At 38.1% G+C, this 21,928-nt stretch carries 21 protein-coding genes and 2 tRNA genes; 11 read left to right on the top strand and 12 right to left on the bottom strand.

From position 1 onward, the window contains the following. Window positions 1-52: 52 nt before the first annotated feature. A complete protein-coding gene (locus tag PHQ93_RS01030) occupies window positions 53-676 on the top strand; it encodes an acyl-CoA acyltransferase (protein ID WP_299939723.1) in 624 nt (207 codons plus the stop codon). Between the two features lie 131 nt (window positions 677-807). On the opposite strand, the gene PHQ93_RS01035 is transcribed toward PHQ93_RS01030, so the two are convergent. Both PHQ93_RS01035 and PHQ93_RS01040 read right to left on the bottom strand, forming a co-directional pair. Continuing rightward, the gene (locus PHQ93_RS01035; protein ID WP_299939726.1) at window positions 808-1,551 is read right to left on the bottom strand and encodes a 3'-5' exonuclease; all 744 of its coding nucleotides are present in this window, start codon (window positions 1,549-1,551) and stop codon (window positions 808-810) included. Between the two features lie 123 nt (window positions 1,552-1,674). After that, window positions 1,675-2,055: a hypothetical protein gene (locus PHQ93_RS01040; RefSeq protein WP_299939728.1), complete on the bottom strand. Its 381-nt coding sequence runs from the start codon at window positions 2,053-2,055 to the stop codon at window positions 1,675-1,677. 87 nt (window positions 2,056-2,142) lie between these two features. Here PHQ93_RS01040 and PHQ93_RS01045 point away from each other — a divergent pair, with 87 nt between their 5' ends. The 5 genes from PHQ93_RS01045 (at window position 2,143) to PHQ93_RS01065 (ending at window position 5,751) form a co-directional block, all read left to right on the top strand. After that, window positions 2,143-2,805 (top strand): N-acetylmuramoyl-L-alanine amidase, encoded by a 663-nt coding sequence (locus PHQ93_RS01045; RefSeq protein WP_299939730.1) that lies wholly within the window; start codon window positions 2,143-2,145, stop codon window positions 2,803-2,805. Then, the gene (locus PHQ93_RS01050) at window positions 2,802-3,935 is read left to right on the top strand and encodes a DUF819 family protein (protein WP_299939732.1); all 1,134 of its coding nucleotides are present in this window, start codon (window positions 2,802-2,804) and stop codon (window positions 3,933-3,935) included. Before PHQ93_RS01045 ends, PHQ93_RS01050 begins: the two co-directional genes overlap by 4 nt. Before the next feature lie 90 nt (window positions 3,936-4,025). Then, window positions 4,026-4,274: a hypothetical protein gene (locus PHQ93_RS01055; RefSeq protein WP_299939734.1), complete on the top strand. Its 249-nt coding sequence runs from the start codon at window positions 4,026-4,028 to the stop codon at window positions 4,272-4,274. Beyond that, window positions 4,271-4,666 carry a PIN domain-containing protein gene (locus PHQ93_RS01060; protein WP_299939736.1) on the top strand — a complete coding sequence of 132 codons (396 nt, stop codon included), beginning with the start codon at window positions 4,271-4,273 and terminating at the stop codon, window positions 4,664-4,666. The genes PHQ93_RS01055 and PHQ93_RS01060 overlap by 4 nt, the downstream gene beginning before the upstream one ends. Window positions 4,667-4,671: 5 nt before the next feature. Continuing rightward, entirely contained in the window at window positions 4,672-5,751 is a 1,080-nt protein-coding gene (locus PHQ93_RS01065) for a dipeptide epimerase (RefSeq protein WP_299939738.1), read from the top strand. Window positions 5,752-5,846: 95 nt separating this feature from the next. On the opposite strand, the gene PHQ93_RS01070 is transcribed toward PHQ93_RS01065, so the two are convergent. The 6 genes from PHQ93_RS01070 to PHQ93_RS01095 form a co-directional block, all read right to left on the bottom strand. Further along, window positions 5,847-8,921, bottom strand: coding sequence for a CusA/CzcA family heavy metal efflux RND transporter (locus tag PHQ93_RS01070; RefSeq protein ID WP_299939740.1), 3,075 nt, complete (start codon window positions 8,919-8,921; stop codon window positions 5,847-5,849). Beyond that, the gene (locus tag PHQ93_RS01075; protein ID WP_299939742.1) at window positions 8,921-9,988 is read right to left on the bottom strand and encodes an efflux RND transporter periplasmic adaptor subunit; all 1,068 of its coding nucleotides are present in this window, start codon (window positions 9,986-9,988) and stop codon (window positions 8,921-8,923) included. Before PHQ93_RS01075 ends, PHQ93_RS01070 begins: the two co-directional genes overlap by 1 nt. 2 nt (window positions 9,989-9,990) lie before the next feature. Beyond that, on the bottom strand, window positions 9,991-11,181 hold the full coding sequence (locus PHQ93_RS01080; RefSeq protein ID WP_299939745.1) for a TolC family protein: 1,191 nt from the start codon (window positions 11,179-11,181) through the stop codon (window positions 9,991-9,993). After that, entirely contained in the window at window positions 11,178-11,501 is a 324-nt protein-coding gene (locus PHQ93_RS01085; RefSeq protein WP_299939747.1) for a hypothetical protein, read from the bottom strand. The genes PHQ93_RS01080 and PHQ93_RS01085 overlap by 4 nt, the downstream gene beginning before the upstream one ends. Before the next feature lie 73 nt (window positions 11,502-11,574). Continuing rightward, window positions 11,575-11,889 carry a hypothetical protein gene (locus PHQ93_RS01090; protein WP_299939750.1) on the bottom strand — a complete coding sequence of 105 codons (315 nt, stop codon included), beginning with the start codon at window positions 11,887-11,889 and terminating at the stop codon, window positions 11,575-11,577. A gap of 53 nt (window positions 11,890-11,942) precedes the next feature. After that, on the bottom strand, window positions 11,943-13,052 hold the full coding sequence (locus tag PHQ93_RS01095) for a multiheme c-type cytochrome (RefSeq protein WP_299939753.1): 1,110 nt from the start codon (window positions 13,050-13,052) through the stop codon (window positions 11,943-11,945). 72 nt (window positions 13,053-13,124) lie between these two features. On the opposite strand from PHQ93_RS01095, the gene PHQ93_RS01100 reads away from it, so the two are divergent. The 3 genes from PHQ93_RS01100 to PHQ93_RS01110 all read left to right on the top strand — a co-directional run bounded on the left by PHQ93_RS01100 (window position 13,125) and on the right by PHQ93_RS01110 (window position 15,963). Further along, window positions 13,125-14,384 (top strand): hypothetical protein, encoded by a 1,260-nt coding sequence (locus tag PHQ93_RS01100; protein WP_299939755.1) that lies wholly within the window; start codon window positions 13,125-13,127, stop codon window positions 14,382-14,384. Further along, window positions 14,381-15,376: a MoxR family ATPase gene (locus PHQ93_RS01105; RefSeq protein ID WP_299939759.1), complete on the top strand. Its 996-nt coding sequence runs from the start codon at window positions 14,381-14,383 to the stop codon at window positions 15,374-15,376. The genes PHQ93_RS01100 and PHQ93_RS01105 overlap by 4 nt, the downstream gene beginning before the upstream one ends. Window positions 15,377-15,447: 71 nt before the next feature. Next, window positions 15,448-15,963 (top strand): ferritin-like domain-containing protein, encoded by a 516-nt coding sequence (locus PHQ93_RS01110; RefSeq protein ID WP_299939761.1) that lies wholly within the window; start codon window positions 15,448-15,450, stop codon window positions 15,961-15,963. A 46-nt stretch (window positions 15,964-16,009) separates the two neighbouring features. Here PHQ93_RS01110 and PHQ93_RS01115 read toward each other — a convergent pair whose 3' ends face one another. The 3 genes from PHQ93_RS01115 to PHQ93_RS01125 all read right to left on the bottom strand — a co-directional run bounded on the left by PHQ93_RS01115 (window position 16,010) and on the right by PHQ93_RS01125 (window position 18,840). Continuing rightward, a complete protein-coding gene (locus tag PHQ93_RS01115) occupies window positions 16,010-18,517 on the bottom strand; it encodes an MMPL family transporter (RefSeq protein WP_299939763.1) in 2,508 nt (835 codons plus the stop codon). Window positions 18,518-18,677: 160 nt separating this feature from the next. Continuing rightward, a tRNA-Asn gene (locus PHQ93_RS01120) sits at window positions 18,678-18,752 on the bottom strand. An 11-nt stretch (window positions 18,753-18,763) separates the two neighbouring features. After that, window positions 18,764-18,840: transfer RNA gene (locus tag PHQ93_RS01125), tRNA-Met, on the bottom strand. A 224-nt stretch (window positions 18,841-19,064) separates the two neighbouring features. On the opposite strand from PHQ93_RS01125, the gene groES reads away from it, so the two are divergent. Both groES and groL read left to right on the top strand, forming a co-directional pair. Continuing rightward, window positions 19,065-19,325, top strand: coding sequence for a co-chaperone GroES (gene groES, locus PHQ93_RS01130; RefSeq protein WP_299939765.1), 261 nt, complete (start codon window positions 19,065-19,067; stop codon window positions 19,323-19,325). Window positions 19,326-19,444: 119 nt separating this feature from the next. Then, entirely contained in the window at window positions 19,445-21,073 is a 1,629-nt protein-coding gene (groL, locus tag PHQ93_RS01135) for a chaperonin GroEL (RefSeq protein WP_299939768.1), read from the top strand. A 119-nt stretch (window positions 21,074-21,192) separates the two neighbouring features. Here groL and pgeF read toward each other — a convergent pair whose 3' ends face one another. Beyond that, window positions 21,193-21,921 carry a peptidoglycan editing factor PgeF gene (gene pgeF / locus PHQ93_RS01140; RefSeq protein WP_299939772.1) on the bottom strand — a complete coding sequence of 243 codons (729 nt, stop codon included), beginning with the start codon at window positions 21,919-21,921 and terminating at the stop codon, window positions 21,193-21,195. Window positions 21,922-21,928: the final 7 nt, after the last annotated feature.

Genomic DNA, 21,928 nt, shown 5'->3' on the forward strand with positions numbered 1-21,928 from the left:
ACTATTACTAAAATATGAAACAGATTAATTTTTTAGATATGGAAAAAGGTTTATGAGTATTAACATAAGAAAAGCAACTAGTGCCGACGCACCGTTTTTAGCGCAAATGATTTTACAAAGCACTAGAGCTGATAAAAAAATCGGAGTTTATGATCTGATTTTTAAAACCACGAATGACGAGCAGATTTTAAATTATTTAGAAAAATTAACAAATACGACGGCGAAGTGTAGTTGTCATTTTAGTAACTTCTTAATTGCAGAAATTGATGGCAGAAGTGTCGGTTCACTTTGTAGTTATGAGCCGAGAATTGTAACAAGAGAGGTTTTTATAGCCGCTCTTGGTGAAATCGGCATTAACGGCGAAGAGAGTGAATATCTAGGGCTTATGGATATTTGCGGATTCAGCCTTAACAATAGAACTCTTGTTTTTGACTACATGGAAGAGTTAGAGGGTTTTATGGATGTCGGAATCTTAAAGGCGCTTATGCATAAAAGTTTGCTCAACGCAAGATTAAAAGGGTATCGCATCGCGCAAACGATAGTTGAAATAGGCTCGTTGGAGACTTTGCTCTATTATAAAAAACTTGGTTTTAAAGAGATAAAACAAAAAGAGTGTGAGCCGTATAAAGAGATTTTCGGCAGAGCAGGTTTAGTTTTATTATCGATTGAATTTTGAGAAGTTAAGCATATAAATTCCTATACTTTTACTTTTGCCGTCTTTTATAGCTACTTTTGAACTTTTTTTCTCTTTGCCTCGTTTGGCACTTGTTCTTAGCTATATTATAGACCGTTTTATCTTTGTAGTGTTTAGTTTCCTAAAACTTCATTGATAGAATATTTTAAATCTTCATCAAGCTTTTCCATGCCGCCAAGCATCCATCTTAGATAAGCGGCGTCGCTTGAGGCAACTTCTTCTAAGGTTTTACCTTTGTATTTTCCGAAGTTGAATGATTTTATTAAAATAGGAGTTAGGGTTAAATCAACCATTTTCTCAACCGGATTTGCAGTCGGAAATTTTGCTAAGACCATCTCTTTTAGCTTGCTTAAAAATAATTTTAAAACTAAAACATCACCGATAGCATCGTGAGCTTTTATTACTATGCCCAAAGCATCTGCCTCTTTTTGCTCATCTTTATAGAGATTCATTTTATAACGAAAGTATTGAAGTCTATGAGCCTCTTCATCGGGAAGAAGATGTTTTGCGACTCTAAGGGTGTCTATAACTCTCATTTGGGTTTTAAAACCCTCTCTCTCAAGCATCGTTATATCAAAAGGCGCATTGTGAATTATGAGATAGTTCTCGTTTGTATTGAGTTCTAATAGTCTTTTATATGAACCGCTATCTCTGCACTGGGGTTTGCCCTCAAGCATATCAGGCGTAATCCCGTGAACTTCCATCGCGCCAAAGCTAATAGGAACACTTGAGCTAAAAAACTCATTTTGCACTTCTATATTTTTTTCACCCAAAACCATAAACCCGAGCTGTATAACTCTGTCCGTTTCACTAGTTCCCGTTGTTTCCGTATCTAAAATAATATATCGTTTTGCCAAATTTTTACCTTTTGTTTTTCTGCCTTAAAAAGCCTCTTGCGTTCAAACCATCTGCCGCTTTATGCGGCAAGCTTTAGTGCCATAGCGGCTAGCGTAGCCAAAGGAATTACTTCCTTTGGCGTTTTAAAATAATAAAAAAGAATCTAACATATATTCACTTTGAGCGTGCAAATACTCAGGGCTTAACTCTATTTTTATGGTTTCTTCCCCGATTTTATAGTTGCAAAATTGAATGAATTTAAGCTGTGTCGTCTCTCCGTGAAACTCAAAATTTCTAACGGCAAGCGGTTCGTTTAACTCTTCTAATAAATTTTTTATATCTGTTATAGAGTCTGCACACGGATGAAGGTTTAGAAGTTTGAAAAAAGTCGGGATTTTTATCTCTAATGAGAGTTCCTCATCTTGCGCTATATAGGTGTTGTATATACCGCGCGCCAACTTTAGCGCATTTTGGCTTAACGGTTCTGCTAATAAATTTTGTTTTACAATCTCTTTTGACTTCATAATTGCTATATTATAAAGATAAGCATTAAAAGCATATAAAAGTTAATTGTAATATACTGTCTTTAAATCTTTTTTGAGGCATTTTGCATGTATAAAACCTTTTTATTAGCTCTTTTTGTTCCTCTTTTTTTGACGGCTTTAGAGATAAAACAGACTCCCATAGAGTTTGGCGAGATAAGAGTGGAACTTACGAAAAAATATATCAAATCCCACTATAATTTAGATGTGCAAGATATAAAAATAGTTCCCAAAATTGTTATGATTCATCATACGGCGATAGATGATTTTAATGATTCGCTCTCAAGATTTACTTCGCAAACATTGCCAAGCGACAGACCGGATATAAATAACGGTGGGGCAGTTAATGTCTCGGCTCATTTTATGGTTGAGAGGGATGGAACTATCCATCAGCTGATGCCGCTTGATTTTATGGCAAGACATGTAATAGGGCTTAACTATAACTCAATAGGGATAGAGAATGTCGGTGGGCAAAACTCTAAGGATAACCTAACACAAGAGCAGTTAAAGGCGAATATAGAGCTGGTTAAAGAGCTTAAAAAAAGGTTTTCGACGATAGAGTATGTAGTCGGACATTATGAGTACAGATGTTTTGAAGCAGACGAGATTTGGCTTGAGGTCGATAAAAAATACAGAACGCATAAGGATGACCCTTCGGTAAGGTTTATGAGTGAGCTTAGAGCAAATTTGAGCGGTTTTAAGGGTGCGCCTTGCACTAAAGTGCATAAATGATTAGTTCGCCGCTTCTATATCTTTTGGCACTTGTATTTTTGGCTTCTGCTATTAGTTTTATTGAGCAAAAGAGCAAGTCGAAATTTTTTAAATACCTTCCTGCGGTTGTGTTGATTTATATATTTAGTATGGTTTTGGCTTCTTTAAATGTATTTGAACAAAATGAAGCTATAGATACCGTTTATGAAAATGCAAAAAAGTATCTGCTTCCCGCTATGCTTTTTTTGATGCTCTTACAAGTTGATATCAGGGATTTTTTCAAGCTTGGAAAATCTCTTCTTATCGCATATACTCTGGCTGTTTTCTCCATTGTTTTTGGTTTTATAGCCGTCTCTTGGGCATTTAGTTTTGATACCGATATGGCAGGGGCATTCGGTGCATTAAGTGGGAGTTGGACTGGCGGCATGGCAAATATGGTGGCGGTAGGCACGGCGCTGGATGTAAGCCAAGAAGCGTTCGGATATGCGCTTATAGTCGATAGCGTGAACTATACGATATGGATGATGTTTTTGCTTTTTTTGACCCCGTTTGCGCACTATTTTAACTCGTTTACGACTTCGCATGAGCAGATGGCAAAACTTGAAGCAATAGGGTGCGTATCTGCCGTTGGAAAAAAGAGATATTGGCTTTTGATATTTTTGTCTGCTCTTGTTTCCATAAGTGTTAATTTTTTGGCATATAGTGGATTTGAGATATTGAACTACACCACTACAACCGTAATCCTTGCAACCGTGCTTGGTATTTTAGGCTCATTTACAAAACTAAAAAATATAAACGGCTCTAGCTTGGTAGGTTCTGCAATGCTCTATATGCTTATAGCTCTCATCGGCTCAAAAGCGTTGTTTGAAAACTTTAGCGGAGTCGGGGTATATGTCATTGCCGGATTTTGTATATTGGTTATTCATTCACTAATAATGGTCGCAGGTGCAAAGATGTTTAAACTTGACCTCTTTAGTGTAAGCGTTGCTTCACTCTCAAACATCGGCGGAGTAGCATCCGCATCCATTTTGGCGGCTACTTACAACAAAGCACTTGTCGGCGTCGGTGTTTTGATGGCAGTTATGGGCTTTATAATAGGCACTTTTGTCGGTTTAATGGTAGGTAATATTTTGATTTGGATGGCGGGGTAATAGATTAAAAAATTATATATGTTTTAATTGACAAGTAAATATATATATGATAATATGTACATATTTAAAAGGAGTCTAAAAGGAGTCACTATGTTAGAACTTGGTATCTCTCAGGCACAAGCGCAGTTTACAAAGCTTTTATCTCAAACGGTTTTTATAATTGATAAAAAAGCACATCAAAAAAAAGCGGTTATTTTACCTTATGAAGAGTATGAAAAATTAGTAAAACAATCTACTACAAAAGAGAGCCTAAAGAGTGGTTCTTTCAATCAGTTTGTCGGTATTTTGGATAATGACTATGAGATAGATGATGAAAAATATAAAAGAGTTGTTCAATGAAAATTTTCATTGATACTAATATTTTTTTAGATTTGCTGCTTAAGCGAGAAGGTTTTGAAAAAGCATTGTTAATTTTTAATGCAATAGAGAAGAAACTTTTTAGCGCTACTATTTTGGATATTACGATTTTAAATATTGATTATATAGCAAGTAAGCAAGTCAAAGATATAAAAGCTTTTTTAAATCTTGTAAACAAACATTTTGAAGTAGTGGGTGCTACCAATGAAATGATAGATTTTGCATTACAAATGCAAAACAGTGATCTTGAAGACAATCTTCAATATATATGCGCCAAAAAACAAAAATGCGAGTGTATTATCACAAATGACAAAAATTTTTACTCTCCAGATATTGAAGTTTTGACGAGTAGCGAGTTTAGCGAGAGAATTTAAAATTTATGGCAAGTGATGATGAGATGTGGGGCAAAGGGTGGATATTGGATTGTAAAATGAAAATAACAAAAATAGAAACAGAAATAAAATATATAGAGCTAAAAACCCCGTTTAAAACTGCTCTTCGCACCGCTACTCATGTGGAGTTTGTCAGGGTTTATGTGGAGTGTGATAACGGATTTGTTGGGGTTGGCGAAGCACCTGCTACGAAAGCGATTACGGGAGAAGGGATAGAGGATATTTTAAACTCTATCGGTAGTGTCAAAAAACTGTTTTTGGGGCTTTCGCCAAAAGAGGCACTTGTCAAACTCCATGCTGCACAAATCGGCTCAAGTGCAAAAGCTGCACTTGATATAGTGTTTGTGCATCTGCTTTCTCAAGAGGCAAAAAAACCGCTTTATGACTACTTTGGTGCAACGGATTTAACTCCGCTTCAAACGGATGTGACTATTAGTTTAAATGATGCGAATGTTATGTTAAATGATGCTAAAAAGGCTTATGACGAAGGTATGGAGATACTTAAAGTAAAAGTCGGCGGCGATATAGAACATGCGCTAAAAGTGGTAAAAGAGATTGCCGATGCACTGCCGAGTGCAAAAATATTGGTCGATGCAAATCAGGCTTGGAGTTTGGAAGATTCACTTTTTTTTATCCAAAATGTAAAGGGTACTCAGATAGAGCTTATAGAACAGCCCGTTATTGCTTCTGATTTGGATGGTTTAAAAAAGATAACAGAGGCTTCACATATCCCGATTTTAGCCGATGAAGCTGCATTTACTCTTGAAGATGTGAAAAAAGTGCTAAAGTCAAAGAGCGCTGACATGATAAATATAAAGTTTATGAAGTGCGGCGGAGTGAGCAAGGCGATAGAGATTTTGGAGTATGCAAGAGAGAAAAAAGTCCCTTGTATGCTTGGTTCGATGCTTGAGGGTCCATACTCTATAAATATGGCGCTGCATCTGGCGTTTGCTTATAGAGATGTTATAAAGTATATCGACTTGGATAGTCCGCTGCTTTATAAAGAGATGCCTCTTGAGCTTGATTTTGAGTTTAGGGGCTGTAAAATAGTTCTCGTTTCTAAATAGACTTTTTTTAGATTGCTTCACTTTGTTCGTGATGACGGTTATTTGAAGTCTGATAACTCCTGCACATAAGAGTGCAGAAGTTTTTAAAATTAGCTCTATTCTTTCTCTAAATCATACTGCTTAGTAAATTTAAGATAGAGTAGCGGCAGTACGATTAGAGTCAAGAGTGTTGAACTAATCAAGCCATTTATAACGACAATTGCAAGCGGTTTTTGTATTTCTGATCCCGGGCCCGTTGCAAAGAGCAGCGGCGCTAAACCGAGTGCGGCGATGGTCGCAGTCATAAGAACAGGACGAAATCGTTTTATGGTACCCTCACGTACGGCATCTATGACTTCATAGCCATTTTGCACAAGATAGTTGAAGTAGTTGACTAGCACCACACCGTTTAGTACCGCGATGCCAAGGAGTGCGATAAACCCGACCGATGCGGGAACAGATAGGTATTCGCCGCTGATATATAGTCCTGCAAAACCTCCGATAAGAGCTAGTGGTACATTTATTAAGACCAACAGTGCTTGAGTTATGGAGTTGAATGAAACAAACAGCAGTATAAAGATTAAAAATAGTGCAATCGGTACGATTATAGTCAGTTTTGCGGCTGCTCGTTGTTGATTTTTAAATTGACCTCCATAAGTTACATAATAACCGGCAGGCATTTTGACAGTTTGTTCAATTTGTGTTCTTACATCTTCGACAAAACCTACAAGATCTCTACCCATAACATTGCTCTGCACGACTGTTTTACGATACCCGTTTTCATGCTCGATTTGTACTGGTCCGGTTGTTTTTTTAAATGTCACAAAGTTGGTTAGAGGAATGCTTCTGCCGTCTGCTAAAGTATAATGGAGCGTCTGTAATGTGTTTAGTGAGTTGTGCATAATATCTTCACCCTTAACCATTAGTTTTATGCGGCGCATCCCCTCTTGGATGATACCTACTTGAACTCCCGTAACCATAGTTTTCATAAAACCTGCAATATCTTGTTCGTTTAATCCATAGTAACCTAGCGCCTCTTTGTTAAAGCTAAGTTCAAAATACTCAATCCCTTCATTGCTTTTTTTGTACACATCGCTGCTTCCGTGAGTCTGCTCTAAGATGGTTTTTATTTCGGCGGCTATGCGTTCAAGCTCGCTATGATCGTCTCCAAAAACATTGATAGCTAAATCACCGCGCACGCCTGTTAGCATCTCTGATATGCGCATTTCGATAGGTTGGGTAAATACATGTCCAATACCGCCCATGCCATCAAGAGAGTCCCTTATGCGATTTTTTATCCACTCTTTTGATTGTTCTCGCCACTCTTTTGTTGGTTTGAGAAGAAAAAAGGTATCCGTGTCATTAAGGCTCATAGGATCCAGCCCAAGCTCATCGGTACCGGTACGAGCGATAATAGATGAGATTTCTGGTATATCAGCCATAAGCTTTGTCTGAATTTTTTTGTTTAACTCTATACTCTCTTCAAGGCTGATGGATGGCAGAGATTCTATCATCGTAACTAAAGTCCCCTCATCCATTATAGGCATAAAAGCTTTGCCTGTTTTTGAAGCAAGATAAAGAGAAGCTCCAAACATAAGTATCACCGTTATAAATACGGTAGTGGCATGTTTGATTGCAAAATCAAGAGTAGGTTTGAAAAACTTTAACAAGGTTCTAATCAACCAAGACTCTTTATCGGGATGAATTTTTAAGATAAATGAGCTAAGTACGGGAATAAGAGTAAGAGAGAGGATTAAAGAGCTAAAGAGTGCAAAAACTATGCTTAGTGCAACAGGTTTAAACAACTTTCCTTCAAGCCCTTCAAGCGTTAAAAGCGGCATAAACACTATGATAATAATGAGTACTCCCGTAATAATCGATGGTGCCATATCAACGGCGGCATTATATATAATATTTATTTTGTTCTCATTTTTGCGTTTTTCATTTCCTAGTTCTGCCATAATATGTTCGACCATAACAACGGCGGAATCCACTAACATACCTACGGCTATGGCGAGTCCGCCTAAGCTCATTAAGTTGGCGCTTAACCCAAAATAGTCCATAGCGATAAAACTCATCAGTAGTGCAAAGGGCAAAATAAGCGCAACGCTAAAGGCAGAAGCAAAATTTCCAAGCATCAGTAAAAGAATGATAATAATTAATACAGTGGCTTCAAATAGTGAATTTTTAACAGTATTAGTCGCCAAATCAACTAATTTTGAGCGGTCATAAAATATATCTATTTTTGTGCCCTCAGGGAGCATTGATTCCATTTGAGCAAGTTTTTCTTTTACCTCTTGGAGTACTTTTTGAGTATTTGCACCTTTTAACCCAAGAACTATTCCCTGAACCGTTTCACCCTGTCCATTTTTTGTTGAAAAGCCGGCTCTTGTTAGGTGACCTATATTTATATCCGCTATATCTTTTATGCAAATCACCTTACCATCAACCGTGGCAACGCTTAAGTGACCAATGTCAAAAATATCGTTGATGCGCCCGACACTACGCACAAGAACACTGTTTACCCCTTGCGTAACTCGTCCTGCACCGTCATTGAGGTTGTTTTTTTCAAGCGTGGATATAAGCTGCGCTAAGCTGATGCCGTATGTACGCATCGTATTGAGGTTAGGAGTTACCTCATATGTTTTTACCTTACCTCCTAGAGTATTGACCTCTGCAACTCCGCTGGTGGAGCGAATTTTTGGCGAGATTACCCAGTCTAAGAGAGAACGTTTTTGTGTTAAATCAAGCGTTTGCGACTCAATTGTAAACATTAAGATTTCACTCAAAGGCGTGCTTATTGGAGCAAGTCCGCCTTCAAGATTTACAGGTAACTCATTCATTATAGCATTTAGACGTTCGCTGACTTGCTGGCGTGCCCAATATATGTCGGTTCCCTCTTCAAAGTCGATAGTAATATCACAAATACCGTATTTGGCGGTTGAACGCATAATTGTTTGATGAGGTATGCCAAGCATTCCCATCTCAATGGGAATAACTATACGCGATTCGACTTCATCGGGTGTCATACCGCTGGATTTCATGATGATTTCTACCTGCGTAGGTGAAATATCGGGAAAAGCATCAACAGCAAGATTGTAGTATGACTTAACGCCAAAACCTAAGATTACAAGAGCCAACAAAGAGATAAAGAGCCGCTGAGAGAGCGTAAAAGAGATTAAATTACGCATTATTTGCCTTGTTGCAGCTTGTTTTGCAACACGCTAGTTGCAGTAATTGCAATCGGTTCTTTTAGTTCGGCATTATAATCAAGATAACATACCTCACGATTCTCGGCAATAATATTTACTTTTAGGGCATGGTATGTTTGACCTCTTTTTATAAATACTATAGTATCTGCACCGTTTTGGATTAGAGCCTTTTTATCTACTACAAAAGCTTTTCTCTCAACACTAAGTTCAGCTTTGGTTCTTAGCCCGGCTAAAAATTTTGTCTCCTTTGGCAGGGAAAAACGAACATATCTACTTTGGTTTAGAGGGTTTAGAGTAGGAGATATAAGCAATATTTTTGATTTTATCTCTTTATCGTCTATTTTAATAATAACCTCTTGTGATGATTTAAGAGTAGTTGCGACTGCTTGAGGAAGATCACCCTCGAGCCAATCCTCTCCATCGGTTTTGATAAGAAAAAGAGCGTTTGAAGATGAGATATTTTTGCCCACTTCAATATCTGTTTGTAAAATCACCCCTTTGACCGTAGAACGCAGTTCGATGCTTGGAAAAATAGTAAGGTCTTTAAAGAGTGTTTTTATCATCTCATCGGTTGCACCGTAAGTTTTAAGTAATGCTTTGGATGATAAAAGTTTTATAGTATCTGTTTTAACCTCTGCTTCTGCCGTAATGCACTCTTTTTGAGCGATAATCTCCTCTTTACAAAGCTTTGATTTGCGACTCGCTTCACTCTCGCTGTGCGTTAGTTTTATCAAAGCGGCAATTGCCTCTTTTTGAGCTTCAATCCATTGAGGCGAGTTTAGAAGAGCTAAAACCTCTCCTTTGTTAACGCTTTCAAAATTTGCTTTATTTAGCTGTATAACTTTAGCTTCGTAAGGCAGTGAGATTGTATGCAGAAGTTTTGGCGGAGTCGTAACTCTCATCATATACTCATCAAGAGGCACATGCGTAACCTCCTTACCAACGGCTGTTTGAATCTGCCAATTTTTCTCTTCTTGGGGCGTAAGCGTGACATTTGCCATAAGCGATATAGTTAACATTAAATGTAAAATAATAGTTTTTTTCATAATTACTCCTTGATTTGTAAAACACTATAGAGTTTAAATAATGTTTCGTAATATTTTTTATTGTGTACGGTAAGTTCTTCTTTTAACTTCCATAATTCTCTTTGACTTAACAGATACTCGATAGCCGAATCCTCACCCAAAGCATATCCGCTCTCGATAAGAGGCATCAGCTCATTTTCATACCTTTCTAACATAGCATTTTGTGCAGTGATACTCTCAAAACTTTGTGTCAACTCTTTTTTTAACGCCTCGGCATTAGATGCTTGCAGCAGTTTAAGCCCCTCTTTTTCATACTGAGCGGCACTTTTTTTATGCATAGCTGCCGCACGGCTCTCTTCGTTGATAGATGTAGTAAAGTTAAGAGGTACGGATAAGCCAATGGTAAATCTAGCTGCATCGATCTCATTTTGGTAAGATGCTCTGAGTGCAAACGAATCAAACGGTGCGTTGTATTTATCAAAATCACTTTGAAGGCTTTGGATTTTCTTATTTAGCGACTGCTCTTGCAGAGATTCTTGTGCATCGTTAAATGGAAGCTCGTTTGTAACTGTTTTGATATCTCTGCAAGAGAGTTCTTTGTCTTTAAAAAAAGGCAGAAGAATTTTAGATTGTAAATTATCACGAGAAATTTTTACTTCATTCTCATAAAATTTATACTCATTTTTAAGCCTATCTAGTTCGATTTGAAGCTGTAAAAGCTCTTTTTTGGAGATTTCTCCATATTTGTAGGACTTCTCTTTTTTCATATATAGCGCTTCAAAAGCTAAAAAAGATTTTTTATACTGCTCTATATTTTTTTGATCAAGGCAGTTTATGTGGTAAAGAAGCCGTACCTCATTTTCTAAAAGCGCAAAATCATGTTTTAAGCTTAAAATCTCAGCATCGCTCGCATACTTGGCAGATTTTATTGTATTTTTTTTAACACTCGGATGCATAAAGTTTTGTTCAACTCCAACGCTATACTCATATCCGGACTTATCAAAATCAGGTTTTGCGTAGGTTCCTTCTGTAAAAAAACCAAGCGGCTGTCTTGATGATATTACCTTGTTTTGTGAATCATAGGCATGCTCAACGGCTTGAGTTGATTTTGCCATAGGATGTTCATGTTGGAGTTTTTGCAAAATCTCATCTAAACTAAGTGTTGTTGCATGTAAAAACAGAGTATATACAAGCAGAAAAAATAGAGCTTTCATTTAGGCTCCTTTTCTATAAGAGTACCGTCGAGTGCATTTATGATAAGAGTATAGTGCTCTGTGGATACCTTGTAAATGAGATAATTGCCGCTGGTTGTTAGTTTTAGATATTTACTCTCTTCCTGCGTCAACTCTTTAATGATGGATTTTGCTTCTTGCTCGTCTATTTTATGCAGTTTATGCATTCTTGCTTCCTGATTATATTTTTGTCTAAAAGGCTGCTTGTCCGCATTGTTAAAATAGAGAGAATCGGAGACACTCATCGTCTCGCCTGAAGCAAAAATAATAAACGGAATGATTAATAGTATAAAAGTTTTCATAATTACCTTTTTTATTACGCATAGAAATATGCGGCTGTGTTTTAAATTTTATAGGTTGTGATTAAAAAAAGGGTTATGCTATAGGGGGTTTAAAAAAGCTGAAGTAGTCTAATGAAAGAAATATCTCGTTGTATGCGAAAAAATCCTCTCTTTTTTGGATGATTGGGATGTAAGCTGATTTTTCTAAAAAAATATACGGTGTATGATATTCTGTATGAATCTTGCATAATGTATCTGTTGTTTCAGTTGAAAATGCAGACGACAGTTCGCTAATGCACCCATTTGCAGAGCAGTGACTGCCATCCAAAACGGCAAAAGTATAGTCATGCAACATTGAGAAGCTCATTGCAAAGAACAATAGCAGTGACCATATTTTTTTTGAATTCATGTCGCTATTTTACTAAAAAAACGGTTAATGTTATATTTTTATTGTCGCTCTTGTTAAAATGAAAAGCTTTGTTTTTTAAACACTCTAAACTCCGTTGCCGCTTTTTCGTTTTGCAGTCCAAGTGATTCAAGGGCTTGAGGATTTACCAAGTACCATCCCAATACGATATCGACTTTGTCGCCCTTTTCCAGTTTAAACTCTCGCTTTACGGCTCTTTTTTCGTTTGCTTGTATCATAGTATCTTTTAGAGTCGTATCAGCCGCCCACGGCATGGCAGGCTTGCCATCTTTTCCTATCACTCTGACAAAAACCTCTTTCTCCAATTCTATGGTTTTTTTATCTCTAATTACGCTTATTTTTAAAACCGCTAAACGCATAGGATGAAGCAAAAGCGCATGTGAAGAGCGGTTGTCAACATTTACTATAAAGTGGTCTATATTTTTAAGAATAGAGATATCGACATATTTGCCAAGCATCTCAGAGTTATTGTGCGCTCCGGCAAAACCGTGAAATGAGTGAGTTTTCGTCTCAATTATAGATGAAAAACTACCTTCAACTTTTGGCATATGACAGCTTACGCAATTTGCTTTGTTCATTTCATTATTTACATTTGTCGAGCAGAGGTTTAAATCAAATTGGTTGACATTGTGTGAATGGCATCCGACACAGACATTTCCGTTTGCAAAATGCTCATTCTCTTTTGTCATAATCTTATGATACGGAGAGTCAAGAGAGCTTCTTCCCGAACCGTAGTACTCTTTTTTGGTTTTGCTTATGATGTTTGTGTTGCTCTGTTTATGCTCTTTGATACTCTCGATACGATGGCAATATGCACAGCTAACTGCCTCTTGATGAGTTTGGTTTTTAACGTCAGGCATAGCTTTTTGACCATCAGTCAACATTTTGTCTAAGTCGTTTGCAGCAGGAGAGTGGCATTTTCCGCAAGAGTACTGCTCAAGCTTCGTATTATGCGGATGTTTGTCCCAAACAGCTTTATGTATTACATCTTTATCGGGCGTTGAGTTGGCGTGCATCGAGCCATAGTACTCACTATATATTTGCGGATGGCACGCTTGACACTCTTTACTTTGGGCAAACTCATGAACGCCGTCGTTGGCAAACATAGCAAAAGCCAGAGCCAAAAATAGAGATAATTTTTTCATAAAAAAACCTTTTTATATATCTAACCTACTATTATAACACGCTTCTTAATCAACCGGTGCTATAATTTATGTATGAATTTAAAAGAATTAAAAGATAAAAAAATAGTGCTTTTTGGTAAAAGCCGCGCTTTTGGCATGGATGAGTTTTTAGCACAGTTAAAGTTTCACAAGATAGGTTTGGTATCTGAGTTTGAGGATGGCGTGGAGCTTATTGTTGAGGGTAAAATGATGACGCCTTATGAGCAAAAAGCAAGTGATGAGTTGTATGAAAAAGAGTTTTATAGATTAAAATTTATACCCATAGATGTTTTAGAAAAAGAGCTGGCAAAAGAGATTGACGAAAATACTCTTTTGATGAGTTTAAAACTTAGCCACGATAAAGAGAGGCTAAGGAATTTTATTCAAAACGGAGCGATAAGCGATAAACTTTTCTTTAAACTGCTTAAGATGTACAAATGGGGCGGCGAAGATTTTTTTGAAAACGACTCTAACCGCGATGTGAGTGCCGCTATAATTTTACGGTTTTATAAAAATATCGAGCGAAATCACAATGTTCAGTATGCAACTTCTGGATTTATACATTTAATAGCGCAAACCCATAGCAAGGAGCTTATAGAAGCTCTTTTGGAACTTGAACCGCTGCAAAACAGCGCAAATTCAAAGATTAAAACTCTTATAGCGATGCGAAATGATTGTGATGAAAAGATGCAAACGGCTCTTTATAACTCTATGGATGAGAGCGTGCTCGAAGCGCTTTGCCGAAATGAAAATCTATCCAAAAATGTACTTTTTAAGCTTTTGAGTATTGAGAGATATGCAGATGATTTAGCGCAACACGCAAAACTTGATGATGAACTTTTTGAGAGATTTTTACAAAACAATCCGCTAGAGTTGGCTAAAAACGGCACTTTAACACAAGAGATGCAAGAGAGATTAATCGCTTTGGATGATAAAGCCATAAATCTCTCTTTGGCTTCAAACGAAAATATCGGTGCTTCGGTAGTAAAAAAACTGCTCTCTTGCGGCTCTTTTGAGATAAAGTCGGCGATTTATAAAAACCCGACTACTCCCGTAGAGATGCTCAAAGAGGCATACAAAGAGAAGCAAAATCATATCTCTTTGGCGCACAATGAAAGTACGCCGTCGTATATACTATCGGCAATGGCAGATGAGCTTGATGCGGAAATTTTAAAAGGTTTGGCTAAAAATCCAAGCACGCCGATAGAAGTTTTATACCAACTGCAGCTAGACTCCAGATTTGCACGCGCGGTAAAAGAAAATCCGACATTCGGCAGACATATACAACAAGAAAATATAGGATGGGAAGTGTGAGAGCAACAAATTTAATAGCGACTATAACCTCTTTGGTTGAGCAGAGAGTTCCGACATTTTTATGGGGTGCTCCGGGAATCGGAAAGTCATCCATCGTAAAGCAGATAGCCGAAGACAAAGGAATCGGTTTTATTGATTTAAGACTTGCTCTTATGGATCCGACCGACTTAAAAGGCATCCCGTTTTACGACAAAGAGTCTCATACCGCACTTTGGGCGCCTCCGGCTTTTTTACCTAAGAGCGGTGAGGGAATTTTGTTTTTAGATGAGTTAAACTCTGCACCGCCAAGCGTTCAAGCCTCTGCATATCAACTTATACTGGATAGAAAAGTAGGCGAGTATGAACTTCCGCACGGCTGGGCGATAGTCGCTGCGGGAAACCGCGAGGGGGACAGGGGTGTGACTTACCGTATGCCAAGCCCTTTGGCAAATAGATTTGTTCACTTTGAGATGGAAGTCGATGTCGGAGATTGGCGGTTGTGGGCTTATAAAAAAGGGCTTGATGAGAGGGTTATTTCATACATCTCATATAAGAATGAACATCTGTTCACTTTTGATGCAAAGAGTGATATAAAAAGCTTTGCAACCCCGAGAAGCTGGGAGTATGTAGACAAGATACTAAAGAGTACGATTACAAAAGAGCTGCTTTTAGATACTCTTAGCGGAGCAGTCGGGCGAGAAGTTGCGGTCTCCTTTTTGGCATTTGCAAAAGTTGCGGACAGATTGCCGAGTATCGAAGATATATTAAGAGGTGAGGGCGGCGAGTACAGCAATGAGGTTGATGTTCTTTATGCTCTAAGTACAGGACTTGTCAGTGGGTACCTGAAAGATAATCGAGATGAGAGATTGGAAAATCTACTCAAGTATACGCTTGAGTTAAAGAGCGAATTTGCGGTTATGATAGTTCAAGATTTGCAAAGAAATGGTGTGAGGATGGAACACTCGGAGGTTTTTAAAGAGTGGGTTAAGAGATTTGCTTATCTTTTAGCCTAAATTTTTAAAACGAAATTAATAAACTTAGCTGTAAGATGGAGTGATTTAAAAATTTTTAAGAGGAGTGCAATATGGCTAGAGTAGGTAATTCGATTATCAAAGGTATAGAAGTCTCAGAAATCATTAAACTTTTAAACAAAGCGTATGCGGATGAGTGGTTGGCGTACTATCAATATTTTATTGAGAGCAAAGTCGTAAAAGGGATTATGAAAGATGCTGCAATCGTAGAGCTAAATCAACATGCTGCAGATGAACTAAGACACGCAACTATGATAGCAGATAGAATCATACAGCTTGGCGGAACACCGCTTTTGCACCCGAAAGAGTGGATGAAAAAAACAAATTGCGGTTACGAAGAGCCTAAAAATTTTGATGTCGTAGCGATTTTGCAAGATGCTATAAACGGTGAGCAGTGCGCGATAAAAACATACTCAAGTATAGTTGATTTGACAAGAGAAAAAGATATAGTGACATACGATGTCGTCTCTCAAATCCTTGCAGACGAAGTTGCACATGAAGAAGATTTGCAGACACTGCACGATGATATAACAGAGTTTGTAAAAGATTTGAAAAAGAGCCTAAAATAATACTTTGAGACTGCCACTCTCGTCATTGCGAGCGAAGCGCGGCAATCTATCTCTTTAGCGTAAAAGGTTTAAAGAACACCACCAAAAGCGGTGAGAAGAGAAGGTCTGAGACGATAGCTACAAGTAAAACTATAACGGTCAAAAGACCAAAAATAAGCGTCGGGATGAAATTAGAGGTTACCAATACCAAAAAGCCGACAATAGTTGCAAGCGAGTAGTAAAACATTCCAAAAGCAATAGTTCCGTGTGCTCTGTGCATAGACGCCATATAGTCTCCGTCGCGCGCAAGCTCCTCTCTAAAACGGTAGAAGTAGTGAATGGTATTGTCTACAGTGATACCGAGCGCTATTGAGGCTATTGTTATGCTCATAATATCCAAAGGAATTCCCGCAACACCCATAATGCCAAAAATAACACTGATTGGTACCATATTGACGGTGAGCGCTACAATTGCAATTTTTAAAGAGCGGAATAAAAACAAGAACATTGCTCCAAGTGAAAGAAGCGCAAGCCCAAGTGTCGATATTTGCGAGTCAAAAAGGGATTGGAGCATGTTATTGTAAAGTACCATCATGCCCACGAGTTTGAAGTTCTGCGGCTCGAGCCCAACTTTTTTCTCAAGATCTTCTTGAATTTTTTGAAGCAGTTCGTCGCGTCTGAGATCTTTGTTGGAGTCTACTAGTCGAACTACAAAACGCGCCTCGTTATACTCGGTATTGACATACGGAGAGAGAAGAATTTTTTTAAACTCCAGCGGCAACTCATTGTACATCAGTGCCAACTCAACGCCGTCAAAATCTTTACCCTCTTTCAAGATTCGCCCAACTTTTGTGAGCGTGCCTAGCGAAGATACATTTCCCACCTCAGGTAAAGAGACCAAATAGTCATGCACTTTAAGTATGGTCTCCATTTTTTGTGCTGTAAACCAGTATTGTGCGTCATTACCCGTCTCTTTAAATTCGTTTGTAAAACTATCAAGTTCATCAGAAGCAGCCGTACTTTTCGTCTTTTCTTGAGGTTCTGCGCTTTTTGGTTTCTCCTCATTCTCCGTTTTAGGGAATTTTACAACTATTTCCAAAGGTGTCGTACCGCCTAAATCGTTGTCGATTTTTTGCATACCTTTATAGATTTCGGTACCCTTTTTAAAGTAGTTAATAAAACTGTTTTCAACTACCAATTGCGTGGTGCCAAAAAGGCTAAAACCGAGAATCGCAACTACTATCGCAATTATTTTTTTACCGTGATGTTCTACGGTATGAGCAAATATGGTATTGAGCGTAAAAGCTTTATCAAATGTAAGCACAGGCTCTTTTTTAGCAAAAAGCATCATCATAGACGGAAAAAGAATGTACGCCGCAATCAGCGAAATGGTTACACCGATATTCATCATCGTACCCAAATCGATAATCGGTAAAATATCGCATGTCATAAGCGAGCCAAATCCGGCAACTGAGGTAAGGATTATAAAAACAGATGGAACCGACATACGCTTTAGTGTAATCTCAAGAAGCTCTTTTTGTGAAAAATGCGGGTAAAGTGCATACTCTTCACGGTAACTTACTATAAGATGGATAACTATAGAGAGCGTGGTGATGAGCTGTATTGCAACATAATTTGATGAGACGACCGTTACTTCAAGACCCAAAAGTGCGTTAATGCCCGTCGTAATTACGACGGCACAAAGCGATACTACGATAGGCAAAACCACAAAACGCACTTGTCTGAAAATAATCCACAGCATTAGCACCATAATAATCATAATAGCCGTTCCGTAGATGGCAATATCGCTCTTTACAAAACCTATCATATCATCCGCAATCATCATAACTCCGCCTAGGAAAAGCTCCCCGTCTTTGCGGAACGGATCTATGGTAGAACGAACATTTTCAATCAATTGATGGACTTCATCCCTCGTGCTGTAACCATACTCTTTAAAGGCTTTTTTTGAGGATTCAAACTCTTTTTTTTCTTCTTTGCTTAGTTCTCTTTTTTGCTGCAATTCTATAAAAACATTTCGTTTTTGAAGAAGCTCGGTGTATTTGGCATCTTCTTTGAGATTGACTAAAATAGCGGTTGTTTTAAAATCATCGCTTACGAGATTTTTTGCGTATAGAGGGCTTGAAGTAAACTCTTTTTGAACCATCGTTTTATTGATGTCAGGGGATGAGAGAGTACGCACATTTTTTACAACTTCGGAAACTGCCCTTGGCGGACTCTCAAGTAACGGAACATCGAGCAGCGTAGTAACGCTTTCAACTCCTTTTATCTTCGACAAAGAGTCTTTAAGCGCTTTTATCGTAGCAAGTGTAGTATCGGAGAGCATATACTCTTTAGGGCTAAAAGCGATTACGAGATAATCGGGGCTGATGTAACGCCCGTGAACTTCACGCGTTAACTTCAAATCAACATCATTTTCCAATAAAAGCGTCTCAGCCGAAGCGTCAATACTTAAAAATTGTGCATAATACCCAAAAATCCCCGTCGTTATCGCTACTAGAACCAAAACAGTTTTGAAATAGTGTGTTGTAAAATCAATATATCGTTGTAAAAACATAGTGCAACTTTCATAAAAAATTTATTTAATTTTTGAAATTATAGCTTTTCATTTATAAATTGCTGATATATCGTTGAGTGGGAGTGGAATTTAGCTACTATATAGTCACCAAAATTTTTTAAAGCTTTGAAATATCTTATCTAAGGGATTTTAAATGTGGTGGCTCCGAATACTGGATTCGAACCAGTGGCCAAGTGATTAACAGTCACCTACTCTACCGCTGAGCTAATTCGGAATCTTAAAAAATGGTGTCAGAGGGGGGACTCGAACCCCCGACCCCCGGCTTATGAGACCAGTGCTCTAACCAGCTGAGCTACCCTGACATCTTTTAAGAGGCAGAATTATACTTGTTTAAAACTTTAAATAACCTAAGATAGGAAGAAGATTTATTAAAAAATAGAATGAAAAATAAAAAAAGCTTATTGCCATCAATAATCTTGAGTGCGTCTTGTAAATAAGCCTTAGTCGTACAGGCTAAGAGTATTGACTTTGTTACCTTTTTTATGTAATATTGCGCGTGTAAACAATATTATTTAAGGAGTTTTATATGAATTTTCAACCATTAGGTAAAAGAGTCCTAGTAAAAAGAGTAGAAGAAGCAAATACTACAATAAGTGGTATTATTATTCCTGATAATGCGCAAGAAAAACCATCAAGAGGCAAAGTGATGGCAGTTAGCGCAGAAGTTACAGAGCTGGCTTGCGGCGAAATTGTAGTTTTTGGAAAATTTTCAGGTAGTGAAATTTCACTTGAGGGTGAAAAGTTTCTAGTTTTAGAAACAGATGATATTTTTGGGATAATTAACTGATATTACGCACTCAAACGAACAAGTCCGTTTGAGTGGCAGGGACAGATGTCCCTACAACCCCCTAAAGCTACGAAAAATGAATTTTTCGAGATTTATATAATAAATAAAAGGAAATAAATATGGCAAAAGAGATAATTTTTTCAGATAACGCAAGAAATGCATTAGCTCGCGGTGTTGCAAAACTAACTGACGCGGTAAAAGTAACGATGGGACCTCGCGGTCGCAATGTTTTGATCCAAAAAAGTTACGGTAATCCGGTTATAACAAAAGACGGTGTTTCCGTTGCAAGAGAGATTGAGTTAAAAGATAAGCTAGAAAATATGGGTGCTACTCTTGTAAAAGATGTGGCTTCTAAAACTGCCGATGAAGCAGGTGACGGTACTACGACTGCTACCGTTTTGGCAAACGCTATTTTTTCTGAAGGTCTTAGAAATATCACTGCAGGTGCTAATCCTATCGAAGTAAAAAGAGGGATGGATAAGGCTTGTGAGGCGATTTTAGCAAACCTTAAAGCGTCAAGTAAAGCAATCAACGGTAAGAAAGACATAGCGCAAGTTGCAACTATTTCTGCAAATTCTGATGAGCAAATCGGTAATATGATAGCTGAAGCTATGGAGAGAGTCGGTCAAGACGGTGTTATAACCGTTGAAGAGGCTAAAGGGATAGTTGATGAACTTGATGTTGTTGAGGGCATGAAGTTTGATCGCGGATATTTGAGTCCATATTTCATTACAAATCCTGAAAAAATGATAGCTGAGATAGAAAATCCGTGGATTTTACTAGTTGAGAGCAAGGTTACTTCACTTAAAGATCTGCTTCCTGTTTTAGAGCAAGTTCAAAAAACTTCTCGTCCGCTTTTAATAATCGCTGAAGATGTAGACGGTGAAGCGCTCTCAACTCTTGTCGTAAATAAACTTCGCGGCGTATTAAATATCTCTGCCGTTAAAGCTCCGGGTTTTGGAGATAGAAGAAAAGCGATGCTTCAAGATTTAGCAATACTTACGGCAGGAACCGTGATTTCTGAAGAGACTGGTCATACGCTAAGCGGTGCTACTATTCAACACCTTGGACAGGCTTCTCGCATCGTGATAGATAAAGACAACACCGTAATCGTAAACGGGGCAGGAAAAGCTGAAGCGGTAAAAGCGAGAGTTGCCGAGATCAAAGTTCAAATGAACACGACTACCAGCGAGTACGACAAAGAGAAGCTTCAAGAAAGACTTGCAAAATTAAGCGGCGGTGTTGCGGTTATCAAAGTCGGAGCTGCAAGTGAAACTGAGATGAAAGAGAAAAAAGACCGTGTTGACGATGCCCTCTCGGCTACAAAAGCTGCCGTTGAAGAGGGAATCGTTATCGGAGGAGGAGCTGCGCTTGTTCGCGCCGGTGCAAAAGTAAAACTTGACTTGAGCGGTGATCAAAAAATCGGCTGTGAGATAATTCTTCGCGCCATAAAAGCTCCGCTCAAGCAGATTGCAACAAATGCCGGTTATGATGCAGGTGTGATTGTAAATGCGGTTGAGAATGCTAGCAATGAGAATATCGGCTTTAACGCTGCAACCGGCGAATATGTAGATATGTTTGAAGCCGGAATTATCGACCCGTTTAAAGTAGGACGCGTAGCACTGACAAATGCTACATCAATATCTAGTCTTCTTTTAACTACTGAAGCGGCAATTTACGAGATACCTGAAGAGAAACCTGCAGCTCCGGATATGAGCGGTATGGGCGGTATGCCGGGAATGTATTAATCATTCCCGTTCTCTTAAAATTCTGAATAATTAGATTGCTTCGCTGCACTCGCAATGACAAAACTGCGTCACTGCGAGGAACGAAGTGACGCGGCAGTCTAAATAAATATTCAGAAAGTTCAACTATCTTTTATCATTAAAACTCCCGCAAATCTTCCCGTCTGTTTCTCTGCTCTGTATGAGAAATATTTGTGTGTGTTACAGCTTGTACATTCGTTGAAAATCTCAATATTTTGCTCATTTATACCGCACTCTATAAGTTGTTTTTTTAGGATTTTATTTACATCGAGATAAAATTTATCATCTCTTTTTTGCATAGCGTACTCCAAATGAAGTGCTTTTGCCTCTTTATAAATCTCGCTCCCGACTTCATAACAGCAAACTCCGATACTCGCTCCGATGCTAACTTGCATATCTTTTGGATTTGAGCCGAACGCTTTAGCCATTTTATCGACTACGATTTTTACTATATTTTTAAATGCTCCGGCTCGACCTGCATGAGCGGCAGCTATAGCTTTTTTTTCATCATCGTAAAAAAGAACAGGAGAACAATCCGCCACCATAACCATAAGCGGAGTATTTGGTCTGTTTGTGATGAGCGCATCGCATGTCGGCGGAGCGTTAAACTTCTCATCGCTTACAATACAGACTAAATCTGAATGAATTTGTTTCATATGAACAAGTGTTTCTTTCTGATATTCAAGAGTATTTGCCAGCAGAATATGATTTTTTTCTACACTTAACTCATCATCGCCGACATGAAAAGCTAAATTTCCACTTTTTCTTGAAGTAAAAGCGTGAGTGAGATTTGTAAATGGAGTTAATTTTTTACTATAATAAAATTTCATAGAAAAA

The organism is Sulfurimonas sp. (assembly GCF_028714975.1).
Lineage (GTDB): Bacteria > Campylobacterota > Campylobacteria > Campylobacterales > Sulfurimonadaceae > Sulfurimonas.